General features: G+C 50.9%; 20 protein-coding genes and 1 tRNA gene. 6 read left to right on the top strand and 15 right to left on the bottom strand.

What is annotated here, in order from left to right:
* Positions 1-15: 15 nt before the first annotated feature.
* Complete coding sequence (gene minD / locus HVZ37_RS12305; protein WP_043000437.1) at positions 16-828, top strand: septum site-determining protein MinD; 813 nt, start codon at positions 16-18, stop codon at positions 826-828.
* Between the two features lie 3 nt (positions 829-831).
* On the top strand, positions 832-1,098 hold the full coding sequence (gene minE / locus HVZ37_RS12310; RefSeq protein WP_043000436.1) for a cell division topological specificity factor MinE: 267 nt from the start codon (positions 832-834) through the stop codon (positions 1,096-1,098).
* Between the two features lie 104 nt (positions 1,099-1,202).
* Here the strand turns inward: minE and HVZ37_RS12315 are convergent, their stop codons facing one another.
* Together HVZ37_RS12315 and zinT are read right to left on the bottom strand one after the other, a co-directional pair.
* Positions 1,203-2,003: an aminoglycoside adenylyltransferase family protein gene (locus HVZ37_RS12315; RefSeq protein WP_181627557.1), complete on the bottom strand. Its 801-nt coding sequence runs from the start codon at positions 2,001-2,003 to the stop codon at positions 1,203-1,205.
* A gap of 77 nt (positions 2,004-2,080) precedes the next feature.
* Positions 2,081-2,692 (bottom strand): metal-binding protein ZinT, encoded by a 612-nt coding sequence (zinT, locus tag HVZ37_RS12320; RefSeq protein ID WP_229233548.1) that lies wholly within the window; start codon positions 2,690-2,692, stop codon positions 2,081-2,083.
* A 204-nt stretch (positions 2,693-2,896) separates the two neighbouring features.
* Here zinT and uspF point away from each other — a divergent pair, with 204 nt between their 5' ends.
* A complete protein-coding gene (gene uspF / locus HVZ37_RS12325; protein ID WP_043000433.1) occupies positions 2,897-3,325 on the top strand; it encodes a universal stress protein UspF in 429 nt (142 codons plus the stop codon).
* Positions 3,326-3,354: 29 nt separating this feature from the next.
* Here uspF and HVZ37_RS12330 read toward each other — a convergent pair whose 3' ends face one another.
* Positions 3,355-4,215 (bottom strand): LysR family transcriptional regulator, encoded by an 861-nt coding sequence (locus HVZ37_RS12330; RefSeq protein ID WP_109740312.1) that lies wholly within the window; start codon positions 4,213-4,215, stop codon positions 3,355-3,357.
* A 191-nt stretch (positions 4,216-4,406) separates the two neighbouring features.
* On the opposite strand from HVZ37_RS12330, the gene blaSED reads away from it, so the two are divergent.
* Positions 4,407-5,291, top strand: a complete 885-nt coding sequence (gene blaSED, locus HVZ37_RS12335) for an SED family class A beta-lactamase (protein ID WP_044263728.1) — start codon at positions 4,407-4,409, stop codon at positions 5,289-5,291.
* A 59-nt stretch (positions 5,292-5,350) separates the two neighbouring features.
* On the opposite strand, the gene HVZ37_RS12340 is transcribed toward blaSED, so the two are convergent.
* The 4 genes from HVZ37_RS12340 to HVZ37_RS12355 form a co-directional block, all read right to left on the bottom strand.
* A tRNA-OTHER gene (locus HVZ37_RS12340) sits at positions 5,351-5,425 on the bottom strand.
* 178 nt (positions 5,426-5,603) lie between these two features.
* Positions 5,604-6,233, bottom strand: a complete 630-nt coding sequence (locus tag HVZ37_RS12345; protein ID WP_043000430.1) for a helix-turn-helix transcriptional regulator — start codon at positions 6,231-6,233, stop codon at positions 5,604-5,606.
* Positions 6,234-6,285: 52 nt separating this feature from the next.
* The gene (locus HVZ37_RS12350) at positions 6,286-7,266 is read right to left on the bottom strand and encodes a threo-3-hydroxy-L-aspartate ammonia-lyase (protein ID WP_181627558.1); all 981 of its coding nucleotides are present in this window, start codon (positions 7,264-7,266) and stop codon (positions 6,286-6,288) included.
* Between the two features lie 31 nt (positions 7,267-7,297).
* The gene (locus tag HVZ37_RS12355) at positions 7,298-7,687 is read right to left on the bottom strand and encodes a RidA family protein (protein ID WP_043000428.1); all 390 of its coding nucleotides are present in this window, start codon (positions 7,685-7,687) and stop codon (positions 7,298-7,300) included.
* A 228-nt stretch (positions 7,688-7,915) separates the two neighbouring features.
* Here HVZ37_RS12355 and HVZ37_RS12360 point away from each other — a divergent pair, with 228 nt between their 5' ends.
* The gene (locus tag HVZ37_RS12360) at positions 7,916-8,752 is read left to right on the top strand and encodes an MBL fold metallo-hydrolase (RefSeq protein WP_044257654.1); all 837 of its coding nucleotides are present in this window, start codon (positions 7,916-7,918) and stop codon (positions 8,750-8,752) included.
* Positions 8,753-8,816: 64 nt separating this feature from the next.
* On the opposite strand, the gene HVZ37_RS12365 is transcribed toward HVZ37_RS12360, so the two are convergent.
* The 7 genes from HVZ37_RS12365 to HVZ37_RS12395 form a co-directional block, all read right to left on the bottom strand.
* On the bottom strand, positions 8,817-10,082 hold the full coding sequence (locus HVZ37_RS12365; RefSeq protein ID WP_043000426.1) for a Y-family DNA polymerase: 1,266 nt from the start codon (positions 10,080-10,082) through the stop codon (positions 8,817-8,819).
* Positions 10,083-10,472: 390 nt separating this feature from the next.
* Positions 10,473-10,892, bottom strand: coding sequence for a translesion error-prone DNA polymerase V autoproteolytic subunit (locus tag HVZ37_RS12370; RefSeq protein ID WP_043000425.1), 420 nt, complete (start codon positions 10,890-10,892; stop codon positions 10,473-10,475).
* A 253-nt stretch (positions 10,893-11,145) separates the two neighbouring features.
* Positions 11,146-11,328, bottom strand: coding sequence for a DUF1869 domain-containing protein (locus tag HVZ37_RS12375; RefSeq protein WP_181627559.1), 183 nt, complete (start codon positions 11,326-11,328; stop codon positions 11,146-11,148).
* Positions 11,329-11,330: 2 nt separating this feature from the next.
* Positions 11,331-11,693, bottom strand: a complete 363-nt coding sequence (yeaR, locus tag HVZ37_RS12380) for a DUF1971 domain-containing protein YeaR (RefSeq protein ID WP_043000424.1) — start codon at positions 11,691-11,693, stop codon at positions 11,331-11,333.
* 167 nt (positions 11,694-11,860) lie between these two features.
* Positions 11,861-13,837 (bottom strand): acyltransferase family protein, encoded by a 1,977-nt coding sequence (locus HVZ37_RS12385; RefSeq protein ID WP_181627560.1) that lies wholly within the window; start codon positions 13,835-13,837, stop codon positions 11,861-11,863.
* Positions 13,838-13,966: 129 nt separating this feature from the next.
* Positions 13,967-14,605, bottom strand: coding sequence for a leucine efflux protein LeuE (gene leuE / locus HVZ37_RS12390; RefSeq protein ID WP_043000422.1), 639 nt, complete (start codon positions 14,603-14,605; stop codon positions 13,967-13,969).
* Positions 14,606-14,699: 94 nt separating this feature from the next.
* Positions 14,700-15,617, bottom strand: a complete 918-nt coding sequence (locus HVZ37_RS12395; RefSeq protein WP_044257651.1) for a LysR substrate-binding domain-containing protein — start codon at positions 15,615-15,617, stop codon at positions 14,700-14,702.
* A 103-nt stretch (positions 15,618-15,720) separates the two neighbouring features.
* Here HVZ37_RS12395 and HVZ37_RS12400 point away from each other — a divergent pair, with 103 nt between their 5' ends.
* Complete coding sequence (locus HVZ37_RS12400; protein WP_043000420.1) at positions 15,721-16,806, top strand: tartrate dehydrogenase; 1,086 nt, start codon at positions 15,721-15,723, stop codon at positions 16,804-16,806.
* Positions 16,807-16,850: 44 nt separating this feature from the next.
* Here the strand turns inward: HVZ37_RS12400 and rnd are convergent, their stop codons facing one another.
* On the bottom strand, positions 16,851-17,978 hold the full coding sequence (gene rnd, locus HVZ37_RS12405; protein WP_082010091.1) for a ribonuclease D: 1,128 nt from the start codon (positions 17,976-17,978) through the stop codon (positions 16,851-16,853).
* Positions 17,979-18,140: the final 162 nt, after the last annotated feature.

Here is an 18,140-nt window from a genome sequence, read left to right on the forward strand (position 1 = left end):
TAACAAGGAATTTCTATGGCACGCATTATTGTAGTTACTTCGGGTAAAGGGGGCGTTGGCAAGACAACCTCCAGCGCGGCCATCGCTACTGGTTTGGCCCAGAAGGGAAAGAAAACTGTCGTTATTGATTTTGATATCGGCCTGCGTAACCTCGATCTGATCATGGGGTGTGAGCGTCGGGTTGTTTATGATTTCGTCAACGTCATTCAGGGTGATGCTTCACTCAATCAGGCGCTCATCAAGGACAAGCGCACTGAGAATCTCTTTATTCTTCCGGCCTCTCAGACGCGCGATAAAGACGCATTAACGCGTGAGGGCGTGGCAAAGGTTCTCGACGATCTGAAAGCAATGGATTTCGAGTTTATCGTTTGCGACTCCCCTGCGGGGATTGAAACTGGCGCGCTGATGGCGCTCTATTTCGCCGACGAAGCGATTATCACCACCAACCCGGAAGTCTCCTCGGTACGCGACTCTGACCGTATCCTGGGAATCCTGGCGTCTAAATCGCGCCGTGCCGAAAACGGTGAAGATCCGATTAAAGAACATCTGCTGTTGACGCGCTACAACCCTGGCCGTGTTAACCGTGGCGACATGCTCAGTATGGAAGATGTGCTGGAGATCCTGCGCATTAAACTCGTCGGAGTTATCCCGGAAGATCAGTCTGTTCTGCGCGCCTCTAACCAGGGCGAACCGGTCATTCTGGACATCAATGCAGACGCAGGTAAAGCGTATGCCGATACAGTAGATCGTCTGTTGGGAGAAGAACGTCCTTTCCGCTTCATTGACGAAGAGAAGAAAGGTTTCCTCAAACGCCTGTTCGGAGGATAAGTTATGGCATTACTGGATTTTTTTCTCTCGCGGAAAAAGAGTACAGCGAACATCGCGAAAGAGCGATTGCAGATTATCGTTGCTGAGCGTCGTCGTAGTGACGCTGAGCCGCATTATTTACCGCAGTTGCGTAAAGATATTCTTGAGGTCATTTGTAAGTATGTACAAATTGATCCGGAAATGGTCACCGTTCAGCTTGAACAAAAGGACGGCGATATTTCCATTCTCGAACTTAACGTTACATTGCCGGAAGCTGAAGAGTTGAAATAAACGCTCTTCTCAGATAATTCCTGATAAAAAAAGGCAGAGCAATCTGCCTTTTTTATTATCAGCCATTTTTCTGTTGCGGCAATCACGATGCCTGAAATATGGCATCACTTATCCACGAGCGATAACTGTTCGGCTATTTTTGCTTTTGCATAGCAGACAAAGCGCGAAACAGCGGGCATTATCTCTGCCCAGTCAACACTTACCTGTCCCAGATAGTCGAGCCGCGCGGCTGCAAGTAGAGAAGCGTGCTCGTCCGGGAGATAAGGCATTAACCAGTCTGCCGCGCTGTCTTTCGCGGTAAAACCGCCTGTCGCCACGCTGTACCAGATGCGCGCCAGGGTCAACACGATATTGCGCTCGTCGCCCTGTAAATCACCATTGTCCTGCCAGAGCGTCAGCGTCTGACGGAATGTCTCCCGAATGTCGTTTTCCGGGACCGGCTCAAAAAGCAAATCCGCACGCTCGCCGGTTAAAGCCATGCTGGCACTACGCGCCTGAGTCAATAAAATCGCCAGATCGCTATCCTGCTGTGCGGGTTCATACTTCCCGGCGAGAATATCCTCGCGCAACCACTCGCCAAACTGCATTTCCCGTCGGGGAGGAAAACGCCAGGGCACCACATCGGTATGCACCACAACCGTCACCTCAAGCGCCCGCCAGAGCGTCGACGTACCAGGCCAGGCTGACACCGACAGGAGTTCCTGCATCAGCGCTTCTCGCTGTGCCGTCGTCAGCGGCACACGCGTGGTGACCAGCAAATCAATGTCGCTGTGAGGTTTTAACCCACCTTCAACGGCAGATCCGTACAGGTGAATGGCCAACAGATCCTCTTCAAAGATCCGTTCAATGATGGCCGTCGCCTTTTCCAGTTGTTTCCGAAGGGTATCCGGAATCTTCAATGTCATCGCCTCACCGTCATCATGTCAGGTGCCACCTTAGCGCGACAGGAAGCCCGCTGACAAGCAACGGGCTGAGCCTGAATTTAGTGGTGCAGCATTTCGTCTACCACGGCCTGCGCCTTGAGTTGATAAGGATAGTAGGTTGGCCAGTTATCCATCTCTTCCAGTAGCGCCTGCTGTGAGGTATTGCCCATAAAAATATGGAAGTGGTTCGACGCCCGCGGCGCAATAATATGATCGCTGAACTGCACAAACTTCGGCGCTTTACTGTTTGCGTCTTTGCATTCAAACAGATAACGCACCCCTTTTTTACCTGAGGTGTAGGTCAGGATCTTGTACCCGGCATAGTCATACTGACAGGAAGCCACCTGCTTACCGGTATGAAACTCCATCACGCCATTTTCGATACCAATGGTGTCGACTTCCGTCGCATAGCCTTTCCGGTAATAGGCTTTCACCTCTTCCGCCGTTTTCCCCTTATCCTTTGCCGCCTTCTGTTTGAAAACCGGATCCAGCTCACCGCTGACCAGATAAGGATAAACGGATTGCCACATGCCATCCCAGTCGGTAAGCGCCCTGTCCTTAACATTGCTATCCGCAAATTCGCCTTCCGCTGCTTTCTGTTCCATCTCCGTCAACGGCACACCATGCGCGTGATCGCCATGGGCGAAGGCATAACTGCTGAACCACAACATTCCCAGAGAAACAGATAATTTTTTCCAATGAATAGCCAACGTCGTACCCTCAGTCAAATGAACAAGATGAAATGTTATATTATAACAATAAAATTTATTCAACACTGTTGCGCGTAAATGAAGGAAACTTGATCTGGTCACTTTTTATGCAAAAACCAGATTCGATATACTGAAACCGGAGACAAAAAACAGGAGGTAATGACTATGTATCGTTCTGTTCTGGTGCCCATTGATATCTCAGAAGCCGATCTCACCCGGCAGCTTATTCCTCAGGTCAAAATCCACGCCAAAACGGCAAAAGTCCATTTTCTGTCAGTCATTCCCTCAGTCCCCTTTTATGCATCCCTGGGGCTCGCCTACTCTGGCGAACTCCCGGATAAAAATGGACTGCAGACGAAGGCGTTACAAAAACTCAACGAGATTGTGAAGCAATTCGATATCCCTGAAGGACGGGTACAGACGCATGTGGTATACGGCCCCCCGAAGGATCAGATCCTGAAGCTGGCGGATACCGTCAGTGCTGACCTGGTGATCATCGCGTCACACCAGCCCGGTATTTCAACATATCTGTTAGGTTCTACCGCCGCCGCCGTTGTGCGTCACGCGCACTGTCCGGTGCTGGTCGTTCGCTGAGCCGCAAACGGGAGTCTGCGGGCTCCCGTTTATGCCATTTTAACGATCCAGTCGCGGAAGATTTCCATCGCGGGCGTCATCGGTTTCGACTTCAGATGGGTGAGCCAGTAACCGCCCATTTGGATCTCAATGTCAAAGGGGCGAACGAGTTGTCCGGCCGCCAGTTCTCTGGCAAACATCACTGCCGGAACCAGTGCCGCACCGCCGGTATGGATAACCGTTTCAACCATCAGACGTGAGGAGTCAAAAACGGCACCATTGATCCGCTCTGCCGTCACGCCTGCTGCAGCAAACCAGTTATCCCACTCATCTACCCGATATGAACGCAGAAGATTCTCTTGCAAGAGATCGGCTGGCCGCCTGAGCCGTTGGGCCGTTTCTGGCGTGCACAGGACAGTCAGCGGAGCCTCAAACAGCATTTCGTTATGGGTGGTGGGCCACAAGCCATTGCCAAAGCGGATGGCAAAATCCAGTCCCTCAGCCGCCAGATTCACAACGTTATTATTTGTACGCAGGCGTAGCTCAACGAACGGATGCGCCTGCCGGAATTGATCAATGCGCGGCAGTAACCAGCCAACGGCAAAGGTACCAACCGCAGCAACCGTGAGCACTTCACGATATTCCCCACCCTCAAACTGACGAAAAATGGTGTCGATTTGACCAAAGGCGTCGCTCAGGACGGCAAACAGTGCCTGCGCCTCATCCGTCATCTCAAGCCCTCTGGGCAGACGTTTAAACAGCACTCTGTTCAGGCGATCTTCCAGGATACGTACCTGCTGGCTGACGGCGGCCTGCGTGACACAAAGTTCCAGTGCCGCACGAGTAAAACTCAAATGGCGAGCCGAAGCCTCAAAGGCCCGTAGGGCATTAAGCGGAAGATTAGAGCGCATAATAAAGACTCATAAGATTTTCTTTATCCCAGGGTAAATTCTTCTCGCTTGTTAAGCAAGCGCAGAGAGCGGATAGTTCTGGCATCGCAAACACATCATGCGCCTTTAATTCTCTTTCTTCTTTTGTCTGTTTGAGCGGAAAAATAAAGTGCGTGCATTGATCAATTTACTGATTATCAAGGATGTTATTTATGTTTAAAAAACGAGGTCATCAGACGGTACTTATTGCCGCCGTGCTCGCTTTCTTTACTGCCAGTTCACCGCTTTTGGCTCGCACGCAGGGGGATCCCGCACAGGTCCAAGAAAAGCTGGCAGCATTAGAAAAACAATCGGGTGGTCGACTGGGCGTTGCGCTGATTAATACCGCCGATCGTTCGCAAATTCTTTATCGCGGTGATGAGCGCTTTGCCATGTGCAGCACCAGTAAGACGATGGTCGCTGCCGCGGTATTAAAACAGAGTGAAACTCAGCACGATATTTTGCAGCAGAAAATGGTCATCAAAAAAGCCGATCTGACGAACTGGAATCCGGTGACGGAAAAATATGTCGATAAAGAGATGACATTAGCGGAGCTAAGCGCTGCCACGCTGCAATACAGCGATAATACGGCAATGAATAAATTACTTGAGCACCTGGGCGGTACCAGTAACGTCACGGCTTTTGCCCGCTCAATTGGCGACACGACGTTTCGTCTGGACCGGAAAGAACCCGAGCTGAACACCGCCATCCCTGGCGATGAGCGCGACACGACCTCGCCGCTGGCGATGGCGAAAAGCCTGCACAAACTGACGCTGGGCGATGCGCTGGCTGGCGCACAGCGTGCACAGCTTGTCGAATGGTTGAAAGGCAATACGACCGGCGGTCAGAGCATTCGTGCCGGACTCCCTGAAGGCTGGGTGGTTGGCGATAAAACTGGAGGCGGTGATTACGGTACAACCAATGATATCGCGGTGATCTGGCCCGAAGATCGTGCGCCGCTGATCCTCGTCACCTACTTTACACAGCCACAGCAGGACGCCAAAGGGCGTAAAGATATTCTGGCCGCCGCTGCAAAGATTGTGACGGAAGGGCTTTGAGCCCGGCGGGTAAGCGAAGAAAGCAAAAAGGCCCAGACAGATGTCTGGGCCTTCAAATTTGGGCCGCCATCGAGGCCTCGAACCCCGTTCCCTACAACAAAAGTCGTTCGCTCTTCCAGATGAGCTAATGGCGGTCTGCCGGTTTTTATTTCCGATTGAGAATCTACTCATTATCAGAACCGGGCGAGATAATACATAACTCAAATTACCCCTGCAATAGGTGTGGATGACTTTCCCTTATTATTACCGTTCGTTTGCTCATTATTCATGCTGGGCAATATATAAGAGATGATATATCGCACACCGGCGAATTCACCCGGACTGGCGCGCATAGAGGTAGGCTGTCGCCCGTGACACCCCTAAATGCTGTGCCACCGTATCCATGGATTTACGCACATTCAGCAATCCCTCTTTGCGTAACTGTTGGATCAGAACCTTTCTGTCTTCCGTTTTAAGCGCGCGCGCCGTGGTGGCGCGTTTCGCGGCAAAGTCATCAATGCGCTGGCGAATGACTTCAGTGCTCCCGGGGTCAAGATGTTCACGCACCGGTGAACTCTCTGTTTCGGTAAAACGCGCCAGCGCGCTTTGCATCCCCCGGAAAAGCGTCATATCGACATTAAGGCATAATGCGGCGACGTAATTACCCTTTTCATCCTTAATGCCAATAGACGTACTCTTTACCGGACGGCCATCAGCAAACTGATTGCCGTAGTTCGCAATAATTTCAGGAAAATCCGGAGAGGCAATCCTTGCCAGCCCGAGTTCCGTCGCCGGTTGTCCCGCCTCACGACCGGATAAATTATTATGTATCGACATAATCGCATGCTCAGGATCCTTGAGGTCATGAACAACCACTTCGCAAAAAGGAGAAAACGTTTCGCTTAATCCCTTCGCGATAGTGTCAAGTTGGCTGAGAAGCGAATTCTCGTCGTTTTTTGGCATGCCGGTCTCCCACAGTGATGCCCGTTGTCATTATTGCTATCCGTTTACAGCCTCACGAAACGGATTTCCCGGCCAGAAACTCACCGTAGCGCGCGATATCCACATTGCCGCCGCTGATGATAATGCCGACTTTTTTCCCGCTGAGTTCTGCTTTTCTCGCCCTTGCCGCTGCAAAGCCAAGACAGCCCGTGGGTTCTGCGACGATTTTCATACGCTCGGCCATAAACCTCATCGAAGCAATTAATTCATCGTCTGAAACGGTCAGAATATCATTGACGTATTTTTGAATCAGAGGGAACGTATAGTGCCCCAGATGTTGCGTCTGTGCACCATCAGCAATCGTTTTTGGCGTATCGATGTGAACGATTTTTCCGCTTCGAAAAGACTGCTGTCCGTCGTTACCGGCTTCAGGCTCCACGCCATAAATTATGCAATCTGGCGAAAGTTGCCGGGCGGCCAGTGCTGAACCTGAAAGTAAACCACCGCCCCCCAGACAGACAAAAAGAACATCCAGCGGACCAACCTCTTCAATTAACTCTTTGGTGGCCGTGCCCTGACCGGCGATAACATGCGGATGATCGTAGGGAGGGATGAGCGTCAGTCCCTGTTTCTCAGCCAGTTCACGGCCAATCTGTTCACGATCTTCCGTATAGCGATCGTACATAACAACATTGCCACCATACCCTTTGGTTGCCGCTACTTTCGCGGCTGGCGCATCATGAGGCATGATGATTGTCGCCGGAACACCCAGCAATTTAGCTGACAGCGCTATCGCCTGAGCATGGTTTCCGGAAGAAAATGTCACCACGCCAGCAGCACGTTGTTCCGGCGTAAACTGGCGTAATGCATTCATCGCCCCACGAAACTTAAAGGCACCCATACGCTGTAGGTTTTCACATTTAAAGAAAACGTCAGCGCCAAATTCCGCATTGACGGTCCGGGAGGTCATCACCGGCGTCTTGTTTGCATATCCTTCAATACGCCCTGCGGCGGCGGCAACATCAGCATATTCCGGGAGTGTAATCTCAACCATTTTTTCACCTGTATAGCGTTAAGCGTCGGGCTTATTGCGCCAGCGCGAGTGCTTCTACTTCTAAGGCTGAACCATAATGCAGTTCTGCCACCCCAGCAACGACACGAGATGGACGGAAATCGCCAATCCATTCGGCGTAAATGTCGTTAAACGTCGGCCATTGGTTGATATCTGTCACATAGACACGTACGGAAACCAGATGCTGACGGGATACACCGGCCCCCTTCAGACAGGCATCGACATTTTCCAGAACTTGTCTGGTCTGTTCCTCAAAAGACGCCCCCGCCTTTTTCTCACCATGCGGGGTGATTGGCAGTTGCCCTGAGATAAAAACAAATCCCCCTGCTGTCACGCTCGCCGAGTAGTGTCCAGCGGGAGGAAGCCCATGGGACGTTGTGTTCAATGTGATATCCGGGTGCATGTGCATCTCTCCTGCGTTCCATAACTAATACATAATGTATTAATTTATACTTTTTGTATAAGTCTTTTATACACCACATTGCGCTGTGCGACTACCCCTTGTTTTGACGTCCGCCGTTTCCGCTCCTCGCTTATGTGACAGAGATCGCGGTTATGATTTGCGTCAGAAAATCAAAAGGTTCGATAATGGCCTCAATCGATATAGTGAATCCGAATGGGATGCAGAGTGATGAAATTAACCATACTGGTAGATAACAATACTTACATTGACAGGTATTTGACCGGAGAACCTGGCGTTTGCTATTACATTGAATGCTCAGGCTTAAAACTTCTTTTTGACGTTGGCTATTCTGATATTTTTTTAAAAAATGCACAGATCCTGGATATCGATCTTACGCACATTGATAAAATTGTATTATCACATGGACATAACGATCACACCTGGGGGTTAAACCATTTATTCCAGCATTACGACAGACTTCCATCATCTCCAGCAAAGAAAGTCGATATCATCGCCCACCCCGCCGCATTTACGCCTAAATTTTATGAGTCGAAACCCATTGGGATGAACCATAATGCCCTTTGTTTTGATTACTTCTTTAATATCGTCAGTTCCACACAACCCCTGAAATTATCCGAAGACATCACTTTTTTAGGGCAAATCCCCCGCCTTAACCATTTTGAAGCGCAAAATCCGGTAGGCCACACACATAATCATGATGGTGAGTTAACGGCTGATTACGTGATTGATGATAGTGCAATGGCAATTAAGACAAAGGATGGACTGGTGATTGTCACCGGATGTTCCCACGCCGGGATTTGTAATATTATTGAGCACGCAAAATCAGTCACTGGAGAATCGAAAATTGCTTCCGTTATAGGCGGCTTTCATCTCCTTAATGCTGATGAATCCTTACTCTCGGAAACCGGGAAATATCTTAGCGCATTGTCGGCTACTACGCTTTATCCCAGCCATTGCACCGATCTTGCCGCAAAAATCCATCTGTCCCGTTATGTGGATCTCAAAGAAACGGGCGTGGGACTCACGCTGACTTTCCCCATGTAGGAGCAGATTATGTGAAGGGAGACCGTGTTTTCTGTCTCCCGATGATTCATACCTGCAGCGACGATCACCTGACCACCAGCAGATCGGAAAAACGCGTGGTGTAGCGCGGAGAAAGCATCTGCCGTCTTAACTGCCATGGTGGCTGAATCCCCTGCCCGACAAAGTACAGCGTTCCTCTTCCCTGTTTGGCATTGAGCGTATCCAGAACTTCCATCAACTTCTCGCTGCCGGGACGCGGTGCGTTATCATCGAACAGATTGAGTTGCGCCACGCCCTGACTGAAAAAATCACCGAGCATGACTCCAGCCTTCTGATAACGATGCCCCTCTTTCCAGATAGCGTCCAGGCATCGCGTGGCTGCGCTGATGATGTCCCGGCTGTCCTGTGTCGGTGTCAGCAGTTTTACGGACGCGCTATTGCCGTACCAGGTTTCATTCGGCGCAAACGGCGACGTTTTCACAAATGTCGAAATGAACCGGCAATACTGATGCTCACTCCGGAGCTTCTCCGCCGCGCGCGTCGCATAAGCACAAATTGCCTGGCGCATCTGTTCGTATTCCGTAATGCGCTCGCCGAATGAGCGACTAAAAACGATCTCCTGCTTCGCGGGCGCAAACTCCTCAAGCGCCAGGCAAGGCTCACCGCGTAACTCCCGCACGGTTCTTTCCAGTACGACATTGAAGTGCTTGCGTATCACCGCGATGTGCGTATCCGCCAGATCGAGTACCGTTTTTATGCCCATCGCGGTCAGCTTTTTACTGATACGACGACCAACGCCCCATACCTCATCAACTGGCAGAGCCGCCATCAGTTTTCGCTGCCGTTCGAGATTCGACAGATCCACAACGCCACCCGTCTGCTGCGGCCACTTCTTCGCCGCGTGGTTGGCCAGCTTGGCCAGCGTTTTTGTCTGTGCAATCCCCACGCCGAGCGTCAGATGTGTCCGCTTTAAGACCGTGTCGCGGATCTCTTTGCCAAAATCCGTGAGATCCCGACAGTTTCGGACTCCCGTCAAATCGCAAAAGGCCTCATCGATACTGTAAATTTCAACGCGTGGTGATAGCGCTTCGAGCGTCGACATGACCCGATTGCTCATGTCACCGTAGAGTTCATAATTCGAACTGAAACACACCACCCCATGACGCCGGAACGCCTCTTTTTGCTTGAAATAGGGCGCTCCCATGACCACCCACGGTTTCGCTTCGGGACTACGGGAAATCACGCAACCATCGTTATTTGACAGCACAACAACCGGTTTGCCTTTCAGATCGGGCCGAAATACCGTCTCACAGGACGCATAAAATGAATTCACATCGCATAACGCAAACACGTCACACCCCATAGAAACTGTATTTATATACAGTATTATTTAAGATATTTTTTAACTTGCAAGCAAAATTCTGGCGCTTTTTTTAGTGGATTGTTCTGCCTGAAAAAGTGGTCGGTTATCCACAGAAACGGTGCATAACCCTGTGGGTGAGTGACATGACGTTGTTAATCAAGTTTGTTCGCATGCCGTATCCCTACGTCAGTCGGATATCTCCGTTCCTCTCCGTAACAACGTAAACCGAAGTGGGTATGTCTGCTCACAAAACAGGCAGGTTAATGAGTAATTAACCTGCCTGCCATTGGGATACCACTTAAGACCACCGGGGAATCACAAGGAAACCAGCCGTGTACGGTTTGCAACGTCAGGGGGACGAACAATACGCAGCAATAGTTAACTCACTGCCTTTACAATAAATGTCACGACGCCAAAAATCGCCAGGGCGTCCTCACTGCCGATGATGATGGGAGAATAGGCGCTGTTCATAGGGTTAAGCTGAACGGTAGGTCGCAACTGCAACCGCTTCACCGTGAATTCCCTCTCCACCGCCGCAATCACGATATCTCCGTGGCTGGCAGTACGTGAACTGTCCACCACCAGCAGATCGCCGTCGCCGATCCCCGCATCGATCATCGAGTCGCCAGCAGCCCTGACGAAATAAGTCGAACTGGGATGCTGAACAAGTAATTTGTTGAGATCGATACTCTGCTCAACGTAATCGGCCGCCGGACTGGGGAATCCGCACGGAACCCGATCGCTGAAAAGTGGAAAGGTAATGACTTCATGCCATTCCGCAGGTCTGTACAACGTCATAATGCACACCTTTAATACTGTTTTTATATACAGTAATTTCAACTCCGACAGGGATCAAGTCATTGGCAACACGCCGCTGCGCAAAGCGTCGCCACATTGTGCGTAACCATTTATTGATCCTACAAATATACGGTTTGTAAATTTTTGCGCTGAGTGACGACGTCCGCCGTTTCAGGACAGGTGTGGGGGAGCATTTCCGGAAAGCGAAAAAAAACCGGCGATGACAGCCGGTTTCCTCTCTGCATAGCGTGACTTACCAGCCGCAGACGTTGTGCTCATTTTCCGTATCGTAGGAACGCACGGTATTGACGAGATCTTTCACCACTTCAGCGGCGACGTCAGGCACCAGTAAAGTCATTGGCGCTTCGGTTTCGTAATCGACAGAGACGCCATTGCTGTTATTCGTCACAGTGACGGTATAGGTTGCTTTACCCATGATTATTTCTTCCCGGTATGAATGACTTTTCGTTGATTCGCGCTTTCCATCAGTACCTCTGGCGCGACGAAAAAGTCGATATTGAAATAGGTGTCATCGCTCATCACTTCGATGTTGTGCCACTTTTCCGGTGGGAACACACCAAACTGGCCCGCTTCAATGATCATCACTGTTTCGGCTTCTGGACTGTGTTCATCCGCATATCCGAGATATTTGACCGCCCCCTGCATCACCGACAAACGGGGATAAACGCCCGGTCGGGTTCCTTTATCAAGGTGGCGTTCGAAAATTCCGGCAGGTGCCGTTTCTTTGTTCCAGAACGGCGTGGCACGTGTGTGAATATGATTTTGTGGAATCTGAAGCATGTCCTTCCCTCTTCCAGTCGGTAGGATGCGATTGTGAGTAAACCGCTGTTCCAGAAAGGTTACGCCTCATAACTGGCATTTTAAATACACCAAAAGGGGCAAGTGACATTCATCACTGGTTTTGTCTGACAGAGGAAAGCCTGCCTCCAGGCTCTCCTCCTGCTATATTATCGACCAGGTGTTTTTAATGGATTGCCAAATTGCTCCAGATACACCTCCCCCAACGCTTTCGTGGCGTAATCATTTAAATGACCGACGTCACGATACAGCGGTATGCCCTCAATTTCCGTCCTGCACAGCCCGTCAGGACATTGCACATTTTTGGGATCGACAATAATCAACGATGGGAAGCGGGCCTGTAACGTGGCAAAAAACGGTTCCGTCCAGACACTTTTATTAATCTGTGGATTCGGGTTGCATGCCTGAGGCTCATACTCTCCCCGCGTCTTAAAATGTTCATAAAAACAGGTCAGGAAGTTCTTCGGCATCGGGAACATCGTTTTCACCAGTACCGGCTGCGCCCCGGCATCAATAATGTCCTGTATTGCCTGTTCCGTGGCTCGGGTGAGAATATTGATAGATTCCGCAGGCGATGGGGAATCCTCAATCTGCGATCTGACCCTGAATGCCGCATAGTTTTCCCAGACCTGAGAAATGATCACATATTTATACTTATGGTTTCGGATCGCTTCATAGTATTTTTTGACATTCTCATGACAGGCCCGGTAATAATCGCCTTTATAAGTATAGAGATCGTCGTGATACACACGGGGAATCGCCAGGCACAGTGAAGTCGCTTTCATATCAACAGCAACATGCGCATTTTTCCCCATAATATCGAAGAAATTCCAGTACTGATTAGAGTGCGAATCGCCCATCAGGAGCGCTTTCTCAGAAGCGGTTTTATCCCCCACCACACAAGCCATATCGGTTCCTGTGACGTTTTCGTTCATACAATCCTGACGCTGCTTTATCTTCGTCTCTTTGAGCACATGGTTGATATGACTTAACGACTCGCCGAATCGTAGATAGCTAAATCCGTCAAAACGCTTACTGACCGACATCAGGGTAATAATGGCAATCAGTGGGATAACCACCAGCAGAATCAGCGTTTTTTTCAACGACTGACGAGGCTTCCGGTAGGGTTTCTCGATGAAATAATATGATCCCATCGCCAGCAACACAGCCAGACCCAGACCAGCCATTCTGGCATAGACACTGGTAATACCGATGTAGTGCAGTGTCGCGAAAATCGGCCAATGAAAGAGATAAAGCGAATAGGAGATCGTGCCAAGCCAGACCAACGGCGGGAATGACAGCAATTTACAGGTCAGAATATTTTGCTGGCTACCGGTGAAAATTAACACCGCGGTACTGACACAAACGATCAGGGTGTAAGCATTGGGATAACCCAGAATGACATCACTTCTGACGCTAACAAACAATATTGCCGCCACCGCAACGAACGAAAGGCTATTAAGCGCGATCTTGTTTATTTTTTGTGCCATCGGGAGATAAATACAGGCACAGACACCGAGCATGAACTCAAAGAGTCGGGAGGCGAAGAAATAATACGTTTTCGTCGGATGCGCACCTGAGTAGTGCCAGGCGATATAGATGCCTGCAATCGTCAGCAATGGTGCCAAATAGTTAAGCGCCCGTTCGTGCGTTTTTTTACGGATGACGTAATAGATTACCGGGAAAAAGACATACCATTGCCACTCGATGGATAAGGACCAGGTGTGAAGCAACAGCATGGCGTTTGAATCAGGCGCTGCATAGGCGGTTGTTTCATCGCCAAAATAGCGGTTTGAGACAATCAGCAGCGTCTGCTTTATGCTTTTGAGAAAAGAGGCATAATCTTCAGGCAACCAGAATAGCGACGCAATGACAACGCAGAGCAGCATCATTGTCAGCATTGCTGGCTGCAATCGCCATATTCTACGCAAATAAAAATCGCTAAAGCTGAAATGCCCCGCATCCATTCGGTCTTTTATTATCGATGCGATGAGAAAGCCTGAAATGACGAAGAAAATATCGACCCCGATGAAACCGGATGCAAATAGCGAAAATCCGGCGTGAAATAACACCACCAGCAATACGGCAATCGCCCTTATGCCGTCAATATCAGAACGATACTTCATCGATTATCCTGCGAACGAAATATAAACTGCGGATTTTACATGAGATTATTCAAAAGTGAACCGCCAATGACACGCTGTTTTGTTGTCGTTTACCTCAATAAAAAACCCGCCGATGGCGGGCTCCATGGCTTACGACTGCAGGGTCGCCAGCCGTGCGGCGAAACCGACAAAAATCAGGCCAATCAGCGAGTTTCCGATCTTCGCCAGTTTCTTTTTAGTACGAATATACTGTGTGACAAAGGCGCCCGAGATAATCAGGAAGCTCAGGTAGCAGAAGCTCACCACTTCAAGCGTGATCGCCAAAATAAAGAATGACAGTCCCGCGTGCGGCGCATTCACATCAATAAACTGCACAAAAAAGGAGACGTAGAACAGAATGGCTTTTGGGTTCGTCAGGCTCAATACCAGCGCACGTTTAAAAATGGCGCCAAAGGGAACCGCGTCTTCAGTTGTCTCACCGCTTTTTGCTTTAAGCGTGGCATAGAGGATTTTTGCGCCCAGATAAAGCAGGTAAAAGGCACCGAGATAGCGGACGATATTAAACAGCACTGGCGTCGTTTTAATCAGCGTCGCCACCCCGGCATACGCCAGAAACATGAGCACCGCGTCACCAATAAATACCCCGCTTGCCGCAAGGTAACCGCCCTTCATTCCACGTCCGACGCTGTTTTTCAGCACAAATATCGTGTTCGGTCCCGGAACCAGGACAATAAAAATAGCCCCGACCAGATAAGTCCAATAATTCAGTACACCATACTCTGCAAACACGTTAACCTCTTCTTCCTGAAACCACTTTTTCGCTTAACTGCGAAACAATATGCTAACGGATGCACCAGTCCAAGGGAAGCGCTTATCCCCCGCTTTATTTCAGTGAGAATGCCGGATAGCGCTCGGCAAAATAGTGGCGTAAGAATTCCACCGTAATACGCACTTTGGCTGACGTCGCCAGTCGTGAAACATACACCGCCCAGATATTGGCCGGTTGGTAGTACTCCGGCAGGACATGCACCAGATGACCGCTGGCAATGTTATCGCAGACATCCCACCAGGAGCGCAGCGCAATCCCCTGTCCGTCCAGACACCACTGATGCACAATCTCACCATGATTCGATGACAGCGGCCCGGTCACCTTAATGGCGTGCTCCCCCTCTTTATTCTGCAATTGCCAGATCCCAAAGGGATGGTCACGCTCTTTGATCACTAAGCAGGAACAGGTAGCAAGATCGGCAAGCTGTTTTGGCGTACCGTGCTGTGCCAGGAACGACGGCGATGCACAAAGGATTCGGTAGTTCGTTCCCAGCTTGCGGGCGATCAAATTTGGCGCAATGTCGTCGCCAATACGGATATCGAGATCGACACCTTCATTGGCTAAATCCACCAGCCGGTCTTCCACATCAAAGCGCAACTCCAGTTGCGGATACTGTCTTGCCAGGGCGGACAGCGCAGGAGCCACCACCTGTCGACCAAAACCAAAACTACTGATGATGCGCAGCATCCCTTGCGGAACCTGCCGGACATCAGAGAGTTCATCCATCATCTGATCGACATCATGCAGAATACGCTGCGCCCATTCATAGATGCGCTCACCCTCTTCCGTAATGGTGACGCGACGCGTGGTGCGGTGCAGCAGAACCACATTCAGGTTCTGTTCAAGCAGCGCAATGCGTTTACTGACATAGGCGGGTGAGACCCCCAGTTCCTGGGCGACGGCAGCGAATCCCGCCCGACGGGCGACCAGCATAAAGACGCGTAAATCAGTCAGCAGAGGAGGATTATTCATGATCTGTGTTTTATGTTTCACCAGTTAGGGAGATTAACTGTGGATCAGTCAATTATAGGATAAGGAGGAAGTCAATTTTGCTACCCTACAAGTGAGAACTGGTATGAAAAAAACCTGTCGTATTGCCGCCATTGCTGGTGATGGCATCGGTAAGGAAGTGCTGCCAGAAGGCATTCGCGTTTTGCAGGCCGCCGCCAGACGTTGGGATCTGTCGCTCAGCGTTGAGACGTTCGAATGGGCCAGTTGCGATTATTACCTTGAGCACGGGAAAATGATGCCGGATGACTGGCGCGAACAGTTATCCTCCTTTGACGCCATTTACTTTGGCGCCGTCGGCTGGCCGGAGACGGTTCCGGACCATATTTCCCTGTGGGGGTCGCTGCTGAAATTCCGTCGGGAATTCGATCAGTATGTGAACCTGCGCCCGGTTCGCCTCTTCCCCGGCGTGCCCTGCCCGCTGGCCGGCAAGAAGCCTGGCGATATTGATTTCTACGTCGTGCGTGAAAACACTGAAGGGGAATACTCTTCACTGGGCGGACATATCAACCCAGGCACTGAGCATGAAGTGGTCATCCAGGAGTCCGTTTTCACCCGTCGGGGCGTGGATCGTATTCTGCGCTATGCGTTTGAATTAGCCCAAAGCCGTCCGCGTAAGACGCTGACGTCGGCGACCAAATCCAATGGTCTGGCAATCAGTATGCCGTTCTGGGATACACGCGTAGAAGCCATGGCGCAGCACTACCCCGATATCCGCTGGGACAAGCAGCACATTGATATTCTTTGCGCCCGTTTTGTGATGCAGCCGGAGCGCTTCGATGTGGTGGTCGCCTCGAATCTGTTTGGCGACATTCTTTCCGATCTCGGTCCGGCCTGTACCGGCACCATTGGCATTGCCCCCTCGGCTAACCTGAACCCTGAGCGTAACTTCCCCTCGTTGTTCGAACCGGTACATGGTTCTGCACCGGATATTTATGGCAAAAACCTCGCCAATCCGATTGCGACCATCTGGGCGGGGGCGATGATGCTGGATTTCCTCGGTGCAGGAGAAGCGAAGTACACCGCCGCGCATGACGGAATTCTGGCAGCGATTGAGCACGTCATTGCCACTGGCCCTAAAACGCCGGATCTGAAAGGCAGCGCATCGACGCAGCAGGTCGGTGATGCCATTTGTAAGGTGTTAGAGTCGTAAAACCATCGTGCCGGATGCCGCTAATGACATCCGGCAACAGCCGCTTATTGCGGGTATTCCTGTAATAGCGTATTGAGCTTCGTCGCCATTAACGCCGCACGCCAGCCGGAAATGAGTTCAGGTTCCGTTGTCTGCGGCTTTAACTTCCAGTGCCAGTTGAGCAGCTGGTTGATCTGACGACGTGACGCCAGCAGCTCTGCGCTGACGTGATGTTCCGTACTCACTTCCGTCACCAGCGCCTTGATCGCCTTAAACGCTTTGCGATAACCCGGCATATCCATCAGATTCAGCAGCGGTTCCGGCAGCGCCTCTTCCGGCAACGCCTGCGCTTTGGCAACCAGCGAGAGCAGCGTTTTGCCGTGGAAGCGAATTTCACTGCCAGAAAGCCCCAGGCTGTCGAGTTCGCCCATGCTGCCGGGCATATAGCGCGCCACGGACCACAGGTGCTCTTCGCGAACCACGAAGTTAACAGCCAGATCGCGCTCACGCGCTTTACGCAGACGCCAGTCGGCAAGCAGTTGCAGGCAGGCCAGTTGACGCGTGCGTAGCTGCCAGGCGTTGGTGATCTCGCGCCAGGCATCTTCCGGTGCCAGGATCTCCTGACGACGGGTTTGCATCAGACGACACTCATCCAGCGCCGCAGGCAACCAGCCCGCCGCCTCGGTTTCCGCCATCAGTTTCCCGGCAATCGGTAACAGATACCAGACGTCGGCTGCCGCGTATTCGCACTGGCGCTCAGTCAGTGGACGCGCCAGCCAGTCGGTACGTGACTCGCTCTTATCCAGCGCCACGCCGGTGAACTCTTCCACCATTGATGCAAAACCCCACGACAGGGGACGACCACAAAATGCCGCCAGGATTTGGGTATCGATCAGCGGCTGCGGCAGTTCGCCAAACGCATTCAGAAAGACTTCCAGATCTTCACTGCCCGCGTGCAAAAACTTGGTGATGGCGGTATCGCGCAGAATCGCTTTCAGCGGCGACCAGTCGCTAATGCCATGCGGATCAATCAGCGCGACATGTTCGCCGTCAAACAGCTGAATCAGGCCCAGTTGCGGATAATAGGTGCGGGTACGAACAAATTCGGTATCCAGGGCAATCGCAGGAAACGCACGGACCGCTTCGCACAGGGTCGCCAGCGCGTCGTCAGTGGTGATCATTTGGTAATTCAAATTGCATTCTCTTCGGTTTACGCCAAAAAAAACGCCGGATTCACCCGGCGTCAGATTGCTGACAAAGAAGAAAAAAGCGTGGTTTTTCCTTCTTTGTGGTTATCAGCCGAAAATCAATAAATTGATTTTCCTGGTTTTTAATAAGGTGATCTCGGCTTGTCC

The sequence above is a fragment of the Citrobacter sp. RHB35-C17 genome (genome assembly GCF_013816795.1).
Taxonomy (GTDB): Bacteria; Pseudomonadota; Gammaproteobacteria; order Enterobacterales; family Enterobacteriaceae; genus Citrobacter_A; species Citrobacter_A amalonaticus.